This window comes from Flagellimonas baculiformis, assembly GCF_033441575.1.
GTDB lineage: Bacteria > Bacteroidota > Bacteroidia > Flavobacteriales > Flavobacteriaceae > Flagellimonas > Flagellimonas baculiformis.
Window position 1 is genome coordinate 64,229 of the sequence record NZ_JAUZVW010000006.1, and the last position, 17,368, is coordinate 81,596.

A 17,368-nucleotide genomic window follows, 5' to 3' on the forward strand; every position below is an offset into this window, starting at 1 on the left:
CTCTAACTTCAGCAATTTTTGCTATTACTTCTAATACTTCAGACTATTTTTTGATACCTTATTTTAGTATTCCAATATTCTGGTTTTTAGACTCGTACTATTTGAGTCAAGAAAAACGATTTCGAGAATTATACGATTTCGTGGCGGGACTTGAACCTGAGAAAATAAATTTTTCAATGGACATTAAAGAATTTAGTAATAATAAAAATTCATGGATAGGATGTCTTTTTTCAAAATCAATAGTACCAATATATTTGACTATTGTTTTTTTGATAATAATTTTATGTTGGAAAAACATAAAGTACTGAAGTTGACAAATTACTATAGTAAAGGTTAGTAGACAATATACCTCAGCTATAACAAAATCTCTCCAACCCCCTCAAAAATTCCGCCACCGCTTCGTCACCTCAAACACATGCTCCAAAATGCGGGCCTCCACATCGTTGAACGCCATGTTTCGGCGTTTCATCATGGCCGTGGCCACCTCAAAAGCCTTGCTGGGCAAAAAGGTGGTAAAACCCGAGGCCCCGCCCCAACTGTAGCTGGGCACAAAATTCCTTGGAAATCCTGTTCCAAAAATATTGGCGTTCACACCGACCACGGTCCCTGTATTGAACATCACATTGATGCCACATTTGCTGTGGTCGCCCATCATGAGCCCACAAAACTGGAGTCCTGTACGGGCAAAGTTTTCGGTCCGGTAGTTCCATAGGCGCACTTCGGCATAATTGTTCTTCAGGTTGGAGGTGTTCGTATCCGCCCCAATGTTGCACCACTCCCCCAGCACCGAATTGCCCAAAAAGCCATCGTGGCCTTTGTTGGAGTTGGCGAACAGCACCGAGTTGTTCACTTCGCCGCCCAGTTTGCAGCCCGGTCCGGCCGTGGTGGGACCATAAATCTTGGCGCCCATCTTCACAATGGCATCCTCACAGAGCGCAAAACCACCACGCACCATACTGCCCTCCATCATCAGGGCGTTCTTGCCAATGTAAATGGGCCCTGTGGAGGCGTTCAGGGTACAGAACTCCATCGTGGCTCCTTCCTCCAAAAAAATGTTCTCTGGGGCCAACACTTGGTTGGTCTTGGAAATGAGCTGGCTTTTTCTTCCTGCGGTCAACAGGTCAAAATCGGCCTGCAATGCCTCCCCGTTCTTGGAAAAGATGTCCCAGGTATTTTTGACGGTGACACCTTCAAACGCATGGTCGATTAGCTGGTATTGCGCAGCATCAAAAGCACCATCAAGGGTTTTGGTGGCATAGGCGATATACGCGCTACCATCCATCAAGGCCTCGCCCAGTTGCAACTGTTGGACAGCCCGCACCACATTTTCATTGGGGAGATAGCTGCCATTGATCACCACATTCTTGTCACTCGTCCGCAGCGGGAATTTTTCCGAAAGGTAGTCCTCCGTTTGGAAGCTCAGGGTCACGCCCAGCCATTTCTCCCATTTTTCCCGAATGGTCAGGATGCCGATGCGCATCTCGGCCACAGGGCGGGTCAGTGTAAAGGGAAAAAGGTCTTCGCGGTGGTTGCCATCGGAAAGAATAAAGTTCATAAGCTATGCTTTTGACTACTGTAAAAATAAAAAACGCCCCCGAAAAACATCGGGAGCGCTCCTATAAATCGTTAAAAAGGGTGACCTATTCGGCCTACTCCTCTTCTTGCTTGAACTTTTTGTACTTGTTCTTGAACTTATCGATCCTACCAGCGGTATCCACCAATTTGGTCTTACCAGTATAGAAAGGGTGCGAAGTCCTAGAGATCTCCAACTTCACCAAAGGATATTCCACACCATCCACAGTGATGGTCTCCTTTGCCTCTGCAGTGGACTTGGTGATGAACACATCCTCGTTTGACATATCCTTAAAAGCCACCATTCTATAGTTTCCGGGGTGTATATCTTTTTTCATCGTCTTAAATACTTAATCTCAGAATTTTCGAGGTGCAAATTTAATGATTTCTTTGACACGACCAACTCAAAAGACCTAAAAAATAAAAAAGTAACTTTAACTGTAACAAAAAGCTTGGCCCGCCCACTAATTGGCCACAATCAACACAAAAATCAAAAAAATGGAAGAACAACAACCAAAAACCGGAAAATTTGCCCTTAACTACGGCCTAATTCTAGGTGTAGTTTCAATTGTTTTCAGCATAATGCTGTACACCCAAGGTATGCATTACGAAATGAGCACACCGATTATGGTCATTTCGATACTGCTTACCCTTGTGGTCATCTTGTTGGGGGTCATGGCCTTCAAAAAAGCGAACGGCGGATATCTTACCATCGGTGAGGCCCTAAAGGTCGCGGTGGGCATCGCGCTGATCTCCACGATCCTCTCCTTGATCTACCAGTTCGTGCTCATCAACTTTATTGAGCCAGACTTCATGGACAAGGCGATGGAGATGGCCAAAGTCAAGACCATGGCGGAAAACCCCAACATTACCGAGGAACAATGGCAACAAGGCGCCGAAATGCAAAAAAAGCTTGGTTGGCTAAGGTATCCGATAGGTCTGATCATGGGATGCCTCATTGGTTTGGTCATCGGACTTATCACCGGACTCATCCTCAAAAAGTCCAAGCCGGAATACTAAACCAAAAAATACTACTTTTGAAAGGAATTCCAGAAACAAGCAATGCAGATTTCCATTGTAATTCCTTTGCTCAACGAGCACGAATCGCTTAAAGAACTACATGATTGGATTGTACAGGTGATGCAATCCAATCATTTTTTATATGAGATCATCTTTATTGATGATGGCAGCACGGATGGCTCTTGGGACATCATCAGCGAACTTTCCCAACAGAACGAGCACGTAAAGGGCATCCGTTTTTACAAGAACTATGGGAAGTCACAGGCCCTGCATGCAGGGTTCAAGGCGGCCACGGGCGATGTGGTGGTCACCATGGACGCCGACCTTCAGGACAACCCCGAGGAAATTCCCGAAATGTACCGCATGGTGGTCCAAGAGGGACAGCAAGTGGTATCGGGCTGGAAAAAAATACGGTACGATTCCATCATCACCAAGAACATCCCCTCCAAACTCTTCAACTGGGCCGCCCGGAAAACGTCAGGAGTACAACTGCACGATTTCAACTGCGGACTCAAGGCCTTCAATAGTGACGTGGTGAAGAACATCGAGGTGCATGGGGAAATGCACCGATACATCCCCGTTTTGGCCAAAAATGCAGGTTTCTCGAAGATCACGGAGAAAGTGGTGCAGCACCAGGCCAGAAAATACGGTTCCACCAAATTTGGTGCGGAACGTTTCATCAACGGTTTTTTGGACCTGATCACCATATGGTTCGTCTCCAAGTTTGGTCGTCGACCCATGCACCTTTTTGGTGCACTGGGTGTTCTGATGTTCCTCGTGGGCCTTGGTTTTGCCCTTTATCTGGGTGTGGACAAACTGTTCCTGAACCCAACAGGCCGATTGATTACACAACGCCCCCAATTTTTCATTGCCCTCACCGCCATGATCTTGGGTACGCAATTGTTTTTGGCAGGATTTATCGGGGAGATCATGGTGCGTTCCAGAAAAAACGACACCCGTTACAATATCTCCGATAAAATTAATCTCTAAGCCCAGTCCAAACCTATAATCTTTGTATTTTTAAGACACATAAACACTATACAAATGGATTCCATTACCGCTACCGCACAATCTTGGTTGACCGATTTTTTTGATGAAGAAACAAAAAAGGAAATCAGACACCTTATTGATAAAGATCCCGAAGAACTCAAAGACCGTTTCTACAAAGATTTGGAATTTGGTACGGGCGGGATGCGTGGCGTGATGGGTGTGGGCACCAACCGCATCAACAAATATACCTTGGGAAAGAGTACCCAAGGGCTCAGCAATTACCTTAAAAAAACCTATACGGACAGTGATATCCGGGTGGTGATCGCCTACGATTGCCGACACAATTCCGATACACTGGCCAGAACGGTGGCCGAAGTATTCTCCGCCAATGGCATCAGGGTCTATCTGTTTTCCGAACTTCGCACGACCCCTGAACTTTCCTTTGCCGTGAGGCACCTGAGCTGCCATGCCGGGATTGTATTGACCGCTTCGCACAACCCACCTGAATACAATGGATACAAAGTATATTGGGCCGATGGCGGGCAGATTGTGCCCCCCCAAGATGGGGAAATCATCTCGGAGATCGATTCCATTTCTTTTGAAGATATCCAGTTTGGCCCCAATGCCGACCTGATCCATTTGATCGATAAGGACATGGACGAGGCCTTTTTTGAAGCTTCCGTCGCCAACGGGGACTTCCATGCGAAAGGAAAGGACAATTTTAAAATTGTATTCACTTCATTGCACGGCACTTCCATCACGGCCATACCCGAAGTGTTGAAACGGGCCGGTTACCACAATGTGACCATCATTGAGGAACAGGCAAAGCCTGATGGCAATTTTCCCACGGTAAAGTCGCCCAACCCGGAGGAACCCGAAGCCTTGGCCATGGCCATTGCAAAAGCGGAGGAAATCGGTGCGGACATGGTCGTGGGCACCGACCCCGACAGTGACCGTTTGGGCATTGCCGTCCGCAACCTGGAGGGCAAGATGGAACTGCTGAACGGCAACCAGACCATGGTATTGATGACCAAGTTTTTGTTGGACCAGTACAAGAAAAAAGGATTCAAGGGCAACGAGTTCATTGCCACCACCATTGTGTCCACCCCCATGATGGAGCAAATGGCCAAAGCCTACTGTGTGGAATTCAAAACGGCACTGACAGGTTTCAAATGGATAGGTAAAATGATCAAGGACTTTCCTGCTTCCAAGTTCATTGGAGGTGGCGAGGAAAGTTTTGGCTACATGGTGGGCGATTTTGTCCGGGACAAGGACGCGGTCACCTCTACCCTATTGGCCTGTGAGATCGCTGCCAATGCCAAGGCAAACGGTAGCTCGTTCTACAAGGACCTTATCGATTGCTATGTACAGTTTGGTTTTTACAAGGAAAAACTGATTTCCCTCACCAAAAAAGGGATCAGTGGCGCGGAGGAGATCAAACAGATGCTCAAAGATTTCAAAGAGAACCCCGTGGCCTCCGTACAAGGCTCCAAATTGCTTTGGGTCGAGGACTACAACACCTCTACCGCCAAAAATGTACAGACCGGCGAAGAACGGACCATTCACCTGCCCAAGTCCAATGTGCTCATCTACGAGACCGAAGATGGTACCCGGATCGCGGCCAGACCCAGTGGAACGGAGCCCAAGGTAAAATTCTATATCAGCACCAATGCAAAATTGGACAAGGCAGAGGATTATAAATCCGTAAATTCGCAGTTGGAAACCAAAATAGAAGGTATCCTATCCGAGCTGAATTTGTAAGTGAATGAACTACTTTAAAAAAATCCTCCGTTTTGCGGGACCTTACCGCAAATATGGTTATTTGAACATATTCTTCAATATCCTCTACGCATTGTTCAGTGCATTGTCCTATGCTGCCCTGATTCCCATGCTGAACGTGCTCTTTGACAAGACCAAACAAATCAACGAGGCTCCAAAATTTGAGGGGATTGGGAAGCTCAAAGACTATTTTGAAGGGTATATGAATTACCAGGTGACCCAATTCTCCGGCGAGGACCCCATGAAAGGGCTGTTGCTGGCCGTTGGGCTGATATTGACCTTGTTCTTTTTCAAAAATGTCTTTAACTACCTGGCCATGTACTACATCACCTTTTTGCGTAATGGGGTGCTCAAGGATATTCGGAACAAGATGTACGAAAAGATAGTGGACCTCCCCATTTCCTATTTCTCGGAAAAACGGAAGGGGGACGTCATTGCCCGGATCACTTCGGATGTGTTGGAAATCCAACATTCCTTTCTGTCCATTTTGGAATTGATTGTACGTGAACCACTTACGATTCTATTCACCATAATCGTAATGTTTCTCATCAGTGTGAAGCTGACTATTTTTGTGTTCATTTTTATCCCCATTGCAGGAATGCTGATCTCAAGGATCGGGAAATCGCTCAAGCGGAAATCGGACAGGGTACAAAAGGAACAGGGTGAATTCCTTTCCATTGTGGAAGAAACTTTGGGGGGATTGCGGGTCATCAAAGCCTTCAATTCGGAATCAAAATTCTATGCCACATTCAAAAATTCCACCTCCCGATTCTTCAAGTTTTCCAACTCCCTTTTGAACCGTCAAAACCTGTCATCACCGATCAGTGAATTCCTTGGAATCGTGGTTTTTGGCGTACTCCTTTGGTACGGCGGACGCATGGTGCTGGTAGAAAATGATTTGGACCCGGCATCTTTCATCACCTATATGGGGCTGGCCTTTAACATCCTGACCCCAGCCAAGGCCATCAGCAAGGCTTCCTATGGAGTGAAAAAGGGAAATGCAGCCGCAGAACGTGTCTTGGAGATTTTAGAATCCGAAAATCCTATCAAGGACAAGGAAGGGGCTATGGAAAAGACCGATTTCAGCGCAGCCATCGAATTCAAGGACACCTCTTTCAAATATGAGGAGGATTATGTCCTGAAAAACTTCAACCTAAAGGTTGAAAAGGGACAGACCGTGGCCTTGGTGGGCCAATCCGGAAGCGGAAAGAGCACCGTGGCCAACCTGATCACCCGTTTCTATGATGTCAGCAAAGGGGAAATCGCCATAGACGGGACCAACATCAAGAGCATTACCAAAAAATCCCTTCGCGGCATGATGGGATTGGTGACCCAGGATTCCATTCTTTTCAATGATTCTGTGAAGAACAACATTGCTTTGGGCAAGGAAAATGCGACCATGACCGAGATCATTGAAGCGGCCAAAGTGGCCAATGCGCACGATTTCATCATGGAACTGCCCCACGGCTACGATACCAATATCGGGGACGGTGGGAACAAGTTGAGTGGTGGGCAAAAACAACGCCTTTCCATTGCGCGGGCCGTGCTCAAGAACCCTCCCATAATGATCTTGGATGAGGCTACATCGGCCCTCGACACCGAAAGTGAGCGATTGGTGCAGGATGCCCTTGAGAAGATGATGAAGAACCGCACTTCCATCGTGATCGCCCACCGTTTGTCCACCATCCAGAATGCAGATTCCATTGTGGTGATGGGCAAGGGCGAAATTTTGGAACAGGGCACCCACGAAGAACTGATGCAGTCCCAGAAAAGCTACAAAAAGCTGGTGGAGATGCAGTCGTTCACCTCTTGACGATCAACTTTCGATACTGTCACATCGAGCGCAGTCGAGATGTTTTATCTGTTCTGTTCATATCATCTCACTGGGATTGATCGTTGATTATTGAACATTGGCCATTGAAAAATTAAACCATTTCCCCTTACCTTAGTCATAGCATCAAATCGTACGACAATTGATCGCTGAGGAAACCCTAGTACAAGAGCTCAAGAGCAAGGAAAACCAAGCAAAGGCCTTTGAGGTGTTGGTGAACACCTACAAGGAACGCCTTTATTGGCACATCCGGCGGATTGTCCTTGACCATGACGATGCGGACGATGTGTTGCAGAATACTTTTATAAAAGTGTACCGTAATATTGATGGATTTAAGGGCGATAGCAAACTGTACTCCTGGATGTACCGCATCGCCACCAACGAATCGTTGACCTTTTTGAAACAAAAATCAAAAAAAATGGGCATTGGCGACCAAGAACTTAAGGAACTCATGGTGGAAAACCTTCAGGCCGACGTCTATTTTGAGGGTGATGAGATCCAGTTAAAGCTCCAAAAAGCATTGGCCACCCTTCCGGACAAGCAAAAACTGGTCTTTACCATGAAATACTTTCAGGAAATGAAATATGAAGACATTTCCGAGGTATTGGAAACCTCGGTCGGGGCCTTGAAGGCATCCTATCATTTGGCCGCAAAGAAAATTGAGGCGTATCTTAAAGCAGATTAAACCTTTAGCACAAATCGAAGTCAAAAAGACACCATGAAAAAGAACAACGAAAATAAGTTCAACACCCCGGAAGGCTACTTCGAAAGTTTCCATGACCGTTTGATGGACCGGATCCAAAACGAAGAAAGTGCCACTGGTTCCAGCATCCCCAAGACAGATGGTTTTGCCGTGCCGGGAAATTACTTCGATGAGGTCGTTCCCACGATTCTCTCGAAAGCAACAGCGGAAGGCGGGAAGGTCATCCCACTGGGCAACCGTCGGAATTTTTATTACGCAGCGGCAGCGGTTGCGGCCATTTTTCTGTTGGTTTTCGGCATCAACTGGAAAACAGAAACCGCTCCTTTGGGTTTTGATGATTTGGCCAGTGCAGAGATAGATGCCTATTTTGAAAATCATGAGATTGGGCTCAGCTCCTATGAAATTGCCGAGGCCATTCCTTTGGAAGACATCCAGTTGAACGATGTGCTGGCCGAGGACCTGACCAACGATATCCTTTGGGAGTACTTGGAGGATAATATGGAAGACATTGAGGATTTACATTTAGAAAATGAAGAACATGAATAGAAGAGCACTTGTATTGTTTACCCTGATCTTGACGGTCTTTGGGCTACAGGCACAAGGCCAGGCAAGGGACCGGATCAAGACCCTGAAAGTGGCGTTCATTACCGAAAAGGTAGGACTTACCAGCGAAGAGGCCCAGGCTTTCTGGCCCATCTACAACAAACACGAGGAGGACCTGGAAACCATCCGCAGAAAAGAACGCATGGAACTGAGGTCACAGATATCCTCGGCAGAAGGCTTGTCCGAAAGTGAATCCGAAGCCTTGTTGGGCAAAATGCTTGCCCTCCAAAACGAGAGGCACCGCGAAGAACAGGATTTTATGACAAACATCCGAAAGGTAATCCCGGCCAAAAAGGCACTCTTGCTGATCAAGGCCGAGGAAGATTTCAAAAGGCAGTTACTGCAGCAGTACCGTAAGCGAAAAGGCGGTGGATAATGAACAACTACTTCAACTAATTGAACTCCAATTTGGCAATACGCTTGCTGCCTGCGGCATACGCGGTGGAATCATTCAAAAAGCGTAGGGTAAAGAACGGTTCCCCGCTCAACTCCTTCCAATTTTCACCACCATCACCCGAATAGGAAATGCCCGTAAACCCGATGGCGACAAGCCCCCTCCCATGCGAATTGGGCACAAACTGCACACAGCTTTTATAGTCCGGTTCCTTTCCATCGGCAATCAGGTTCCATGTTTTCCCGCCATCAACGGTTATGATCTTGTTCTTTTGGTTGGACTCCGGTGAAGTGTAGTCCCCCCCAATGGCAAATCCCAGATGTTCATCATAAAAATCCATGGAATAGATGCCCTGGGTAGGCTCTTCGTGAATGATGGGCGTCTGTTGGATTTCCCAAGTGGCCCCTTTGTTCGCAGAGTAATAGATCCTGCCTTCAGTGGTCCCTATCCAAACCTTATTTCCTGCTATGGCAATGCTGCTATTGCTGGCCGCAAAGGCTCCCTCGCCTTCGATGCCTTTGGGTAAACTGGCACAGGGCACTTTGCTCCACGTTTTCCCTCCATCTTTGGTAAGGATGATGGAAAGGCATCCATCTACCGTATCACCCACTGCGATACCAAAGGTATCGTCCCAAAAGGCCATAGCGTCATAGAACACCCCTTCCCCTTCTTCTTGGTACACCAATTCCATTTTTCCACCGCTTCCGGTCTTGTACAGCAAGGCAGGACTTTCCACGGACAGCATGAAAAAATCATTGGTGGTCTTGCCCACGGCCCTGAAACTGGGCGTCAGCGAATCGTAGGTCTGCACATTGGCCCGCACTTTGTGCGTAGCGACATCCACCGTTCCGTACATGCCGTTGCTCCCGGCAAAGGCGAGTGTTCTGCCGTCCAGAAACGTGATGGCGCGGATGCTCACCGAATCTTCATAAACAGGTGTCACGGTCACAGATTGGAACGGTCGGTACTTCTGTTCCTCGGCGCAGGAGGCCAAAACCAAGACCATCAAAAGAAAAATGGAAATCCTCATTACATTTATTTTCTTCAAAAGTAAGGAGAAATGATACCTTTGCAACCTTATTTTGTATCATGCGATTGCACCGGAACCTAGTTTTTGCCGTAATAGATGCCTTGAAGCAGATCTTCAATGATGGGGAATATGCCGATAAGGTGATAGAAAAAGTACTTCGATACGATAAACGTTGGGGTGCCCGCGACCGTGCTTTTATTGCCGAGACCACTTATGACATTGTGCGTTGGAAGCGCCTCTACACCGAGATAGCCGAAGCCCACGAACCTTATAGCCGTCAGCATCTGTTCCGACTTTTTGCGGTCTGGTGCGTACTGAAAGGCATTCCGTTGCCCGATTGGAAACAGTTGGAAGAAACCCCGGAACGAAGGATCAAAGGGAGATTTGATGAACTGTCCAAGATCCGAAAGTTTCGGGAATCCGTCCCCGATTGGATGGACGAACTCGGCGAGAAATCCCTGGGCAACAAGTTATGGACCAAGGAAATTGCCGCACTCAATCAACAAGCGGATGTTATTTTGAGGGTAAACACCCTGAAGATTCCCAAACCGCAGCTCAAACTGTTTTTGGCCAAGGAGGATATCGAAACAGAAGAAATAGAAGGGTATCCCGATGCCCTCAAATTGAAGGAACGCAAAAACGTATTTACTACGGAAGCCTTCAAGGATGGGCTTTTTGAAGTGCAGGATGCCTCATCCCAATTGGTCGCCCCTTATCTGGAAGTCCAGCCCGGGCAACGCGTGGTGGACGCCTGTGCCGGTGCCGGTGGCAAGACCTTGCATTTGGCATCGCTCATGCAGAACAAGGGTCAACTCATCGCCCTCGACATTTACGAGAGCAAGTTGAAAAAACTTAAGATCAGGGCCAGACGGAACGGAATCCACAATTTCGAGACGCGACCCATAGATTCCACGAAGGTGATCAAAAAACTGCACAACAGTGCCGACCGATTGCTGTTGGATGCCCCTTGCTCCGGCCTGGGCGTCATCAAAAGAAACCCTGATTCCAAATGGAAGCTGGAGCCCGAGTTCATCGATAGGATCATGGGCGTGCAGCAGGACATCCTCCAGAACTACAGTAAAATGGTAAAAAAAGGGGGGCAGATGGTCTATGCCACTTGTTCCATACTTCCGCAAGAGAACACCGAGCAGGTCAAAAAGTTCCTGGAATCGGAAAATGGCAAGGAATTCGAATTGGTAAGAGAGCAGAACGTTTATGCCTCAGAAACCGGTTTTGACGGTTTTTATATGGCATTGATGAAAAGAAATTAGTTCTCCCAAGGGCAATTTCTCCTCCATCCTAAATTTCGGCTACAACAATCATAGATTAGGCTACATATATCCCTTCGTTTGAGGGCAACTTTGCTGTGTCAATTCTTAACAATCAAAATTCTACGAAAATGGACACAAAAAAAGTATGGTTGGTCACCGGAGCTTCCAAAGGTTTGGGACTGACATTGGTAAAAACGTTGTTGAATCAGGGATACCAAGTAGCAGCCACCTCCAGAAGCTTGGGTGATTTGGAAAATGCCGTGGGAAAACATGGGGCTTTCCTGCCACTTCAAGTGGATCTAATGAGCGAGGAAAGTGTAGAGTCTGCCATTTCCCAATTGATCGGCCACTTTGGCCGCGTGGATGTGGTGGTCAACAATGCCGGTTATGGGCAAAATGGGACCTTGGAGGAAATTTCGGATGCTGAGGCACGACAAAATTTTGACGTCAACGTCTTTGGACTGTTGAACGTTGTTCGAAAAGCGATGCCCCATTTACGGGAACAACGATCCGGACACATTTTCAATATCGCCTCGGTGGCGGGTGTGGTCGGCAATTTTCCCGGATTTGGTATTTACTGTGCCACGAAGTTTGCTGTGGTCGGTTTGACAGAGGCCCTATCCGTGGAAGCGAGCCCCTTCGGGATCCATACCACGCTGGTGTATCCCGGTTATTTCCGCACCGAATTTCTATCGAATGATTCCCTGAAATTGGCCAAAAACCGAATGGATGTGTATGCAGAAGCCAGAGAGTCCGAACGTTTGCACAAGGAAGAAATAGCCGGAAACCAATTGGGTGATCCCGAAAAGGCCGCAGAGGTGCTCATCAAAGTGGCCGAAAGTGATGATCCCGCCCTACATTTGTTCTTGGGGAGCGATGCCTATGGCATGGCACAACAAAAATTGAAAACCTTGGAAACTGCCTTGGAAACCAACAAGGAACTAAGCCATTCCACGGATTTTAAAAATTAATATGTAATTTCAAAACGGGGCAAGGCTTTGCCTTGCCCCTTAACCTTCAATAGATCATGCATACGTTCAACACCCTCAGCGAGTTCCACAAGTTTTGTGCACTGCCCAAACCCGAACATCCTTTGATAAGTGTGGTCGATTATGGCCAAGTGGATTATCAGACCATCGAAAACCAGATCACTTGGACGCAAAATTTCTATTCCATCGGATTGAAACGCAATGTCTCAGGCAAGCTAAGGTATGGACAACAGGAGTACGATTTTGATGAAGGGTTGTTGACATTCATCGGCCCAAGACAGGTGCTTCAGTTTGAAATGCTGCCAGCGGAAAAGAAGCCTTCGGGCTGGTTGCTGCTCATCCATCCTGATTTCTTGTGGAATACCCCGTTGGCCAAGACCATCAAAAACTATGAATTCTTTGGCTATGCCATCAATGAGGCCTTATTTCTTTCCGAAAAGGAAGAAAAGACCATGGTTGACATTTTGTTGCATATCCAGCAAGAATACAAGTCCAACATCGACAAATTCAGTCAGAACATCATCATTGCCCAACTCGAATTACTGCTCAATTATGCCGAACGATATTATCAAAGACAGTTTCTTACGAGAAAGATCAATAACCACGAGGTTTTGGTACGGTTGGAGGATTTTCTCGACTCCTATTTCAACGGAGAGGAGGCCATCAACAAAGGGATACCGACCGTCCAATCCGTAGCGGACACCTTGAATGTTTCCCCGAACTACCTAAGCAGTCTGCTCAAAGTGTTGACCGGACAAAGCACACAACAGCACATCCATGACAAACTGATCGAGAAGGCCAAAGAGCAATTGTCCACCACCCGGCTTTCGGTCAGCGAAATTGCCTATACCCTTGGTTTTGAGCATTCCCAATCGTTTAGCAAATTGTTCAAGAACAAGACAAACCAATCGCCAGCCGCCTTTAGGGCATCTTTCAATTGATGTTTATCAAATATCAACACCCACGGTTCAAAACTCTAGCATAAGAAAGCAGGAATTCCACTCCAAAGTCGTAAATTTGCACTTTCTTAAACCGCACAACGCACCACACGTATGATCCATTTTTTTGGGGACAAGGCTACCAAGGTTTTTGCCGTCCAGACCGCTCAAGAAATCGCTCAGGAAGACAACAGTAAACTGACATGGTTGTTCGGCAACCAACCCAAGATAGAAGCGGCGTCACTCGACGCCTTTTTTGTTGGCCCACGCGCCGCCATGGTGACCCCTTGGAGCACCAATGCCACCGAGATTACACAGAACATGGGCATTTCGGGCATCATCCGAATTGAAGAATACTATGCTGTATCCGAGGACTTTACGGATTACGACCCCATGCTCTCCCAAAAATATAAGGGTCTGGGACAGGATATTTTTACCATCAAAATTGTTCCCGAGCCCATTTTGGAGATTGAGGACATTGCCGCCTACAACCAAAAGGAAGGTTTGGCCCTGAGCGAGGAGGAAGTGGAGTATCTGGAAGGACTGGCCAAAAAACTCGGCCGTAAATTGACGGATTCCGAGGTGTTCGGATTCAGTCAGGTGAACTCCGAGCACTGCCGCCATAAAATTTTCAACGGGACTTTTGTAATCGATGGCGAAGAGATGCCTTCTTCCCTTTTCAAATTGATCAAAAAAACATCTGAAGCCCATCCTAACGATATCGTTTCGGCCTACAAGGACAATGTGGCCTTCATCAAAGGGCCCAAAGCCATCCAATTTGCCCCAAAAAGTGCCGACAAACCTGATTTTTATGAAGAAAAGGAATTCAATTCCGTGCTTTCGCTAAAAGCGGAGACCCACAACTTCCCCACCACGGTAGAGCCATTTAATGGTGCCGCCACAGGTTCCGGAGGAGAAATCCGCGACCGTTTGGCCGGAGGAAAGGGTTCGCTGCCCCTGGCCGGAACTGCAGTGTACATGACCTCCTACTCCCGTTTGGAAGAAAACCGTCCGTGGGAAAAAGGAATGCCAGAAAGAGAATGGCTGTACCAAACCCCAATGGATATTTTGATCAAGGCGTCCAATGGTGCTTCCGACTTCGGAAATAAATTTGGACAACCGTTGATCGCAGGTTCCGTTTTGACCTTTGAACACCAAGAAGAAGCCCGAAAATTGGGCTTTGACAAGGTCATTATGATGGCTGGTGGAATCGGTTATGGCAAAACCGACCAGGCATTGAAAGACACCCCAAAAACAGGAGACAGAATAGTCGTTCTAGGGGGTGACAACTACCGTATAGGGATGGGCGGAGCGGCCGTATCCAGTGCTGATACGGGCGAATTCAGTTCTGCCATCGAGTTGAATGCCGTACAACGTTCCAACCCCGAAATGCAAAAAAGGGCTTCCAATGCCATCCGTGGTTTGGTGGAAAGCCATGATAACCCCATCGTGTCCATACACGATCATGGTGCAGGTGGACACTTGAACTGCCTGTCGGAATTGGTGGAAGAAACCGGAGGGAAAATCGATACGGACAAACTCCCCATCGGCGACCCTACCCTATCCAAAAAGGAATTGATCGGAAACGAATCCCAAGAACGGATGGGATTGGTGATCGGTGAAAAAGACATCGAATTACTTGATCGTGTGGCAGCCCGGGAGCGTTCGCCCATGTACCAAGTGGGCACTGTTACGGGGGACCATACATTCACCTTTACCTCTGGTACCACAGGGGAAACCCCTATGAATTTGGAGCTTTCGGACATGTTCGGAAGTTCTCCCAAGACTATTATGGCCGATACCAAAGCCCAACAGGCCTACCCTGCCCTTTCCTATTCGTTGGAACATTTCCACGATTATCTGGAACAAGTGCTGCAATTGGAGGCTGTGGCCTGTAAGGACTGGTTGACCAACAAGGTGGACCGTTGCGTGGGTGGCCGTGTTGCCAAACAACAATGCGCCGGACCACTGCAATTACCCTTGAATAATGTTGGGGTAATGGCCCTGGATTTTAAAGGTAAGGAAGGGGTTGCGACCAGTATTGGGCACTCCCCTGTTTCCGCCTTGATCGACCCGGTTGCCGGAAGTAGAAACAGCGTGGCGGAATCCTTGACCAACATGGTTTGGGCCCCTTTGAAGGATGGTTTAAAATCGGTTTCCCTATCCGCTAACTGGATGTGGCCCTGCCGTAATAAAGGAGAGGATGCCCGTTTATACGAAGCGGTAAAATCCCTTTCAGATTTTGTGATCGAACTGGGCATCAACGTGCCTACCGGAAAGGATTCGCTTTCCATGAAACAAAAATATAAGGACGGAGAAGTACTTTCCCCTGGAACCGTAATCATTTCATCGGCAGCACATTGTGATGATATTGCCAAAATTGTGGAACCTGTTCTCCAAAAGAATGGTGGAGACATTTATTATATCAATTTTTCCAAAGATGCCCATAAATTGGGTGGATCGTCCTTTGCCCAGATCTTGAACGGTATTGGGGATGAAGCTCCCTCCGTTTTGAATGCTGATTATGTGAAGACCGTTTTCAATACGCTTCAGCAATTGATCAAGGATGGACAGATTTTGGCCGGACACGATATTGGTTCAGGAGGATTGATCACCACCTTGCTGGAAATGTGTTTTGCCGACAACGACCTTAGTGCCGAATTGGATTTGACCACTGTTGGCGAATCAGATGTCATCAAGCTCTTGTTCTCGGAGAATATTGGGGTTGTCCTTCAGTCCAAGGACAGTTCCATCGAAAAAGTTTTGACCGAAAACGGTATCGAATTCAACAAAATTGGTAGCGTTTACTCCGGAAACATTTTGCACATCAAGAACAATGGTGTGGAAATCGGATTGAACATTGAGTCCCTTCGGGATACTTGGTTCAAAACTTCCTATTTGTTAGACAATAAACAGACTGCCAATGGTTTGGCCAAGGAACGTTATGCCAATTACAAGGAGCAACCGCTCAAATATGTTTTCCCTTCCGATTTTACAGGAAAACTGTCACCTCGAGCGCAGTCGAGAGGTGCTGAAAGGCCAAAGGCTGCCATCCTCCGCGAGAAAGGAAGCAACTCCGAACGCGAAATGGCCAACGCCATGTATTTGGCCGGATTTGATGTGAAGGATGTGCACATGACCGACCTGATCACAGGTAGGGAAACTTTGGAGGACATTCAATTTATTGGAGCTGTGGGAGGCTTTTCCAACTCGGACGTGCTTGGTAGTGCCAAAGGCTGGGCCGGAGCCTTCAAATACAATGAAAAAGCCAATAAGGCCTTGAAGGATTTCTTTGCAAGACCCGATACACTTTCGGTTGGGATTTGCAACGGTTGCCAGTTGTTCATGGAGTTGGATCTCATCAACCCGGAACATGAGACCCATGGCAGAATGACGTATAACGATTCGCATAAGCACGAAAGTGGATTTACTTCGGTGAAGATCCAGGAGAACCATTCCGTGATGCTGTCCAACATGGCCGGCACTACGTTGGGCGTTTGGATCAGTCATGGTGAGGGAAAATTCAGTTTGCCGCACAGCGAAGACCAATACCACATTGTGGCAAAATATGGCTACGAAGGCTATCCCGCCAATCCCAACGGAAGTGATTTTAACACGGCCATGCTTTGCGATAAAACGGGCAGGCATTTGGTGACCATGCCGCATATTGAGCGCTCCACCTTTCCATGGAACTGGGCCCACTATCCAAAGGATAGACAAGATGTGGTTTCCCCATGGCTGCAAGCCTTTGTGAATGCAAAAGAATGGTTGGATGCCAAAAACAATGCACATTAGAAGAGCGACAAGTACTGATGTCCCCCACATAGTCCAAATGTTGGCCAACGATGAGTTGGGCAAACTTCGGGAAGATTTCCGCAATCCTTTGCCCGACAGCTATTACAAGGCTTTTGACAACATTGCCAACGACCCCAATCAAGAATTGGTGGTCATTGAAAACGGGGATGGTGATGTTATCGGGACACTCCAATTGAGTTTTATCCAATACCTTACCTATCAGGGCGGAATCCGCGCACAAATCGAAGCAGTGAGGGTTCATGAACAGTATCGAAAAAAAGGCATCGGAAGACAATTGTTCCTCTGGGCCATCGAACGTTCAAAAGAAAAAGGAGCCCATGTGGTGCAGTTGACCACCGACAAGAAAAGACCCGATGCTTTGGAGTTTTACAAATCCTTGGGTTTTAAGGATTCCCACGAAGGGATGAAATTGCATTTACTTTAAAATTGCCG

The 17,368-nt window shown here is 47.3% G+C and carries 15 protein-coding genes; 12 read left to right on the forward strand and 3 right to left on the reverse strand.

What is annotated here, in order from left to right:
* Window positions 1-379: 379 nt before the first annotated feature.
* Both SD450_RS10245 and SD450_RS10250 read right to left on the reverse strand, forming a co-directional pair.
* Entirely contained in the window at window positions 380-1,555 is a 1,176-nt protein-coding gene (locus tag SD450_RS10245) for a GlmU family protein (protein ID WP_318344373.1), read from the reverse strand.
* A gap of 94 nt (window positions 1,556-1,649) precedes the next feature.
* Window positions 1,650-1,910: a type B 50S ribosomal protein L31 gene (locus SD450_RS10250; protein WP_318344374.1), complete on the reverse strand. Its 261-nt coding sequence runs from the start codon at window positions 1,908-1,910 to the stop codon at window positions 1,650-1,652.
* A gap of 160 nt (window positions 1,911-2,070) precedes the next feature.
* Between SD450_RS10250 and SD450_RS10255 the strand changes: the two genes are divergently transcribed.
* The 7 genes from SD450_RS10255 to SD450_RS10285 all read left to right on the forward strand — a co-directional run bounded on the left by SD450_RS10255 (window position 2,071) and on the right by SD450_RS10285 (window position 8,874).
* Entirely contained in the window at window positions 2,071-2,592 is a 522-nt protein-coding gene (locus SD450_RS10255) for a DUF4199 domain-containing protein (protein ID WP_318344375.1), read from the forward strand.
* Window positions 2,593-2,634: 42 nt separating this feature from the next.
* Window positions 2,635-3,582, forward strand: coding sequence for a glycosyltransferase family 2 protein (locus SD450_RS10260; RefSeq protein ID WP_318344376.1), 948 nt, complete (start codon window positions 2,635-2,637; stop codon window positions 3,580-3,582).
* Between the two features lie 54 nt (window positions 3,583-3,636).
* Window positions 3,637-5,343, forward strand: coding sequence for a phospho-sugar mutase (locus SD450_RS10265; RefSeq protein ID WP_318344377.1), 1,707 nt, complete (start codon window positions 3,637-3,639; stop codon window positions 5,341-5,343).
* 4 nt (window positions 5,344-5,347) lie between these two features.
* The gene (locus SD450_RS10270) at window positions 5,348-7,174 is read left to right on the forward strand and encodes an ABC transporter ATP-binding protein (protein ID WP_318344378.1); all 1,827 of its coding nucleotides are present in this window, start codon (window positions 5,348-5,350) and stop codon (window positions 7,172-7,174) included.
* A 160-nt stretch (window positions 7,175-7,334) separates the two neighbouring features.
* Window positions 7,335-7,877, forward strand: coding sequence for an RNA polymerase sigma factor (locus SD450_RS10275; protein ID WP_318344379.1), 543 nt, complete (start codon window positions 7,335-7,337; stop codon window positions 7,875-7,877).
* 33 nt (window positions 7,878-7,910) lie between these two features.
* The gene (locus SD450_RS10280; RefSeq protein ID WP_318344380.1) at window positions 7,911-8,441 is read left to right on the forward strand and encodes a hypothetical protein; all 531 of its coding nucleotides are present in this window, start codon (window positions 7,911-7,913) and stop codon (window positions 8,439-8,441) included.
* Complete coding sequence (locus SD450_RS10285; RefSeq protein WP_318344381.1) at window positions 8,434-8,874, forward strand: hypothetical protein; 441 nt, start codon at window positions 8,434-8,436, stop codon at window positions 8,872-8,874. Before SD450_RS10280 ends, SD450_RS10285 begins: the two co-directional genes overlap by 8 nt.
* A 16-nt stretch (window positions 8,875-8,890) precedes the next feature.
* Here the strand turns inward: SD450_RS10285 and SD450_RS10290 are convergent, their stop codons facing one another.
* Complete coding sequence (locus SD450_RS10290) at window positions 8,891-9,922, reverse strand: WD40/YVTN/BNR-like repeat-containing protein (protein ID WP_318344382.1); 1,032 nt, start codon at window positions 9,920-9,922, stop codon at window positions 8,891-8,893.
* Between the two features lie 59 nt (window positions 9,923-9,981).
* On the opposite strand from SD450_RS10290, the gene SD450_RS10295 reads away from it, so the two are divergent.
* The 5 genes from SD450_RS10295 to SD450_RS10315 all read left to right on the forward strand — a co-directional run bounded on the left by SD450_RS10295 (window position 9,982) and on the right by SD450_RS10315 (window position 17,360).
* Complete coding sequence (locus SD450_RS10295) at window positions 9,982-11,193, forward strand: RsmB/NOP family class I SAM-dependent RNA methyltransferase (RefSeq protein ID WP_318344383.1); 1,212 nt, start codon at window positions 9,982-9,984, stop codon at window positions 11,191-11,193.
* A 128-nt stretch (window positions 11,194-11,321) separates the two neighbouring features.
* On the forward strand, window positions 11,322-12,164 hold the full coding sequence (locus SD450_RS10300) for an SDR family NAD(P)-dependent oxidoreductase (RefSeq protein ID WP_318344384.1): 843 nt from the start codon (window positions 11,322-11,324) through the stop codon (window positions 12,162-12,164).
* Between the two features lie 56 nt (window positions 12,165-12,220).
* On the forward strand, window positions 12,221-13,123 hold the full coding sequence (locus SD450_RS10305) for a helix-turn-helix domain-containing protein (RefSeq protein WP_318344385.1): 903 nt from the start codon (window positions 12,221-12,223) through the stop codon (window positions 13,121-13,123).
* Window positions 13,124-13,234: 111 nt separating this feature from the next.
* Window positions 13,235-16,915, forward strand: coding sequence for a phosphoribosylformylglycinamidine synthase (purL, locus tag SD450_RS10310; RefSeq protein WP_318344386.1), 3,681 nt, complete (start codon window positions 13,235-13,237; stop codon window positions 16,913-16,915).
* On the forward strand, window positions 16,905-17,360 hold the full coding sequence (locus SD450_RS10315) for a GNAT family N-acetyltransferase (protein ID WP_318344387.1): 456 nt from the start codon (window positions 16,905-16,907) through the stop codon (window positions 17,358-17,360). The genes purL and SD450_RS10315 overlap by 11 nt, the downstream gene beginning before the upstream one ends.
* Window positions 17,361-17,368 lie beyond the last annotated feature (8 nt).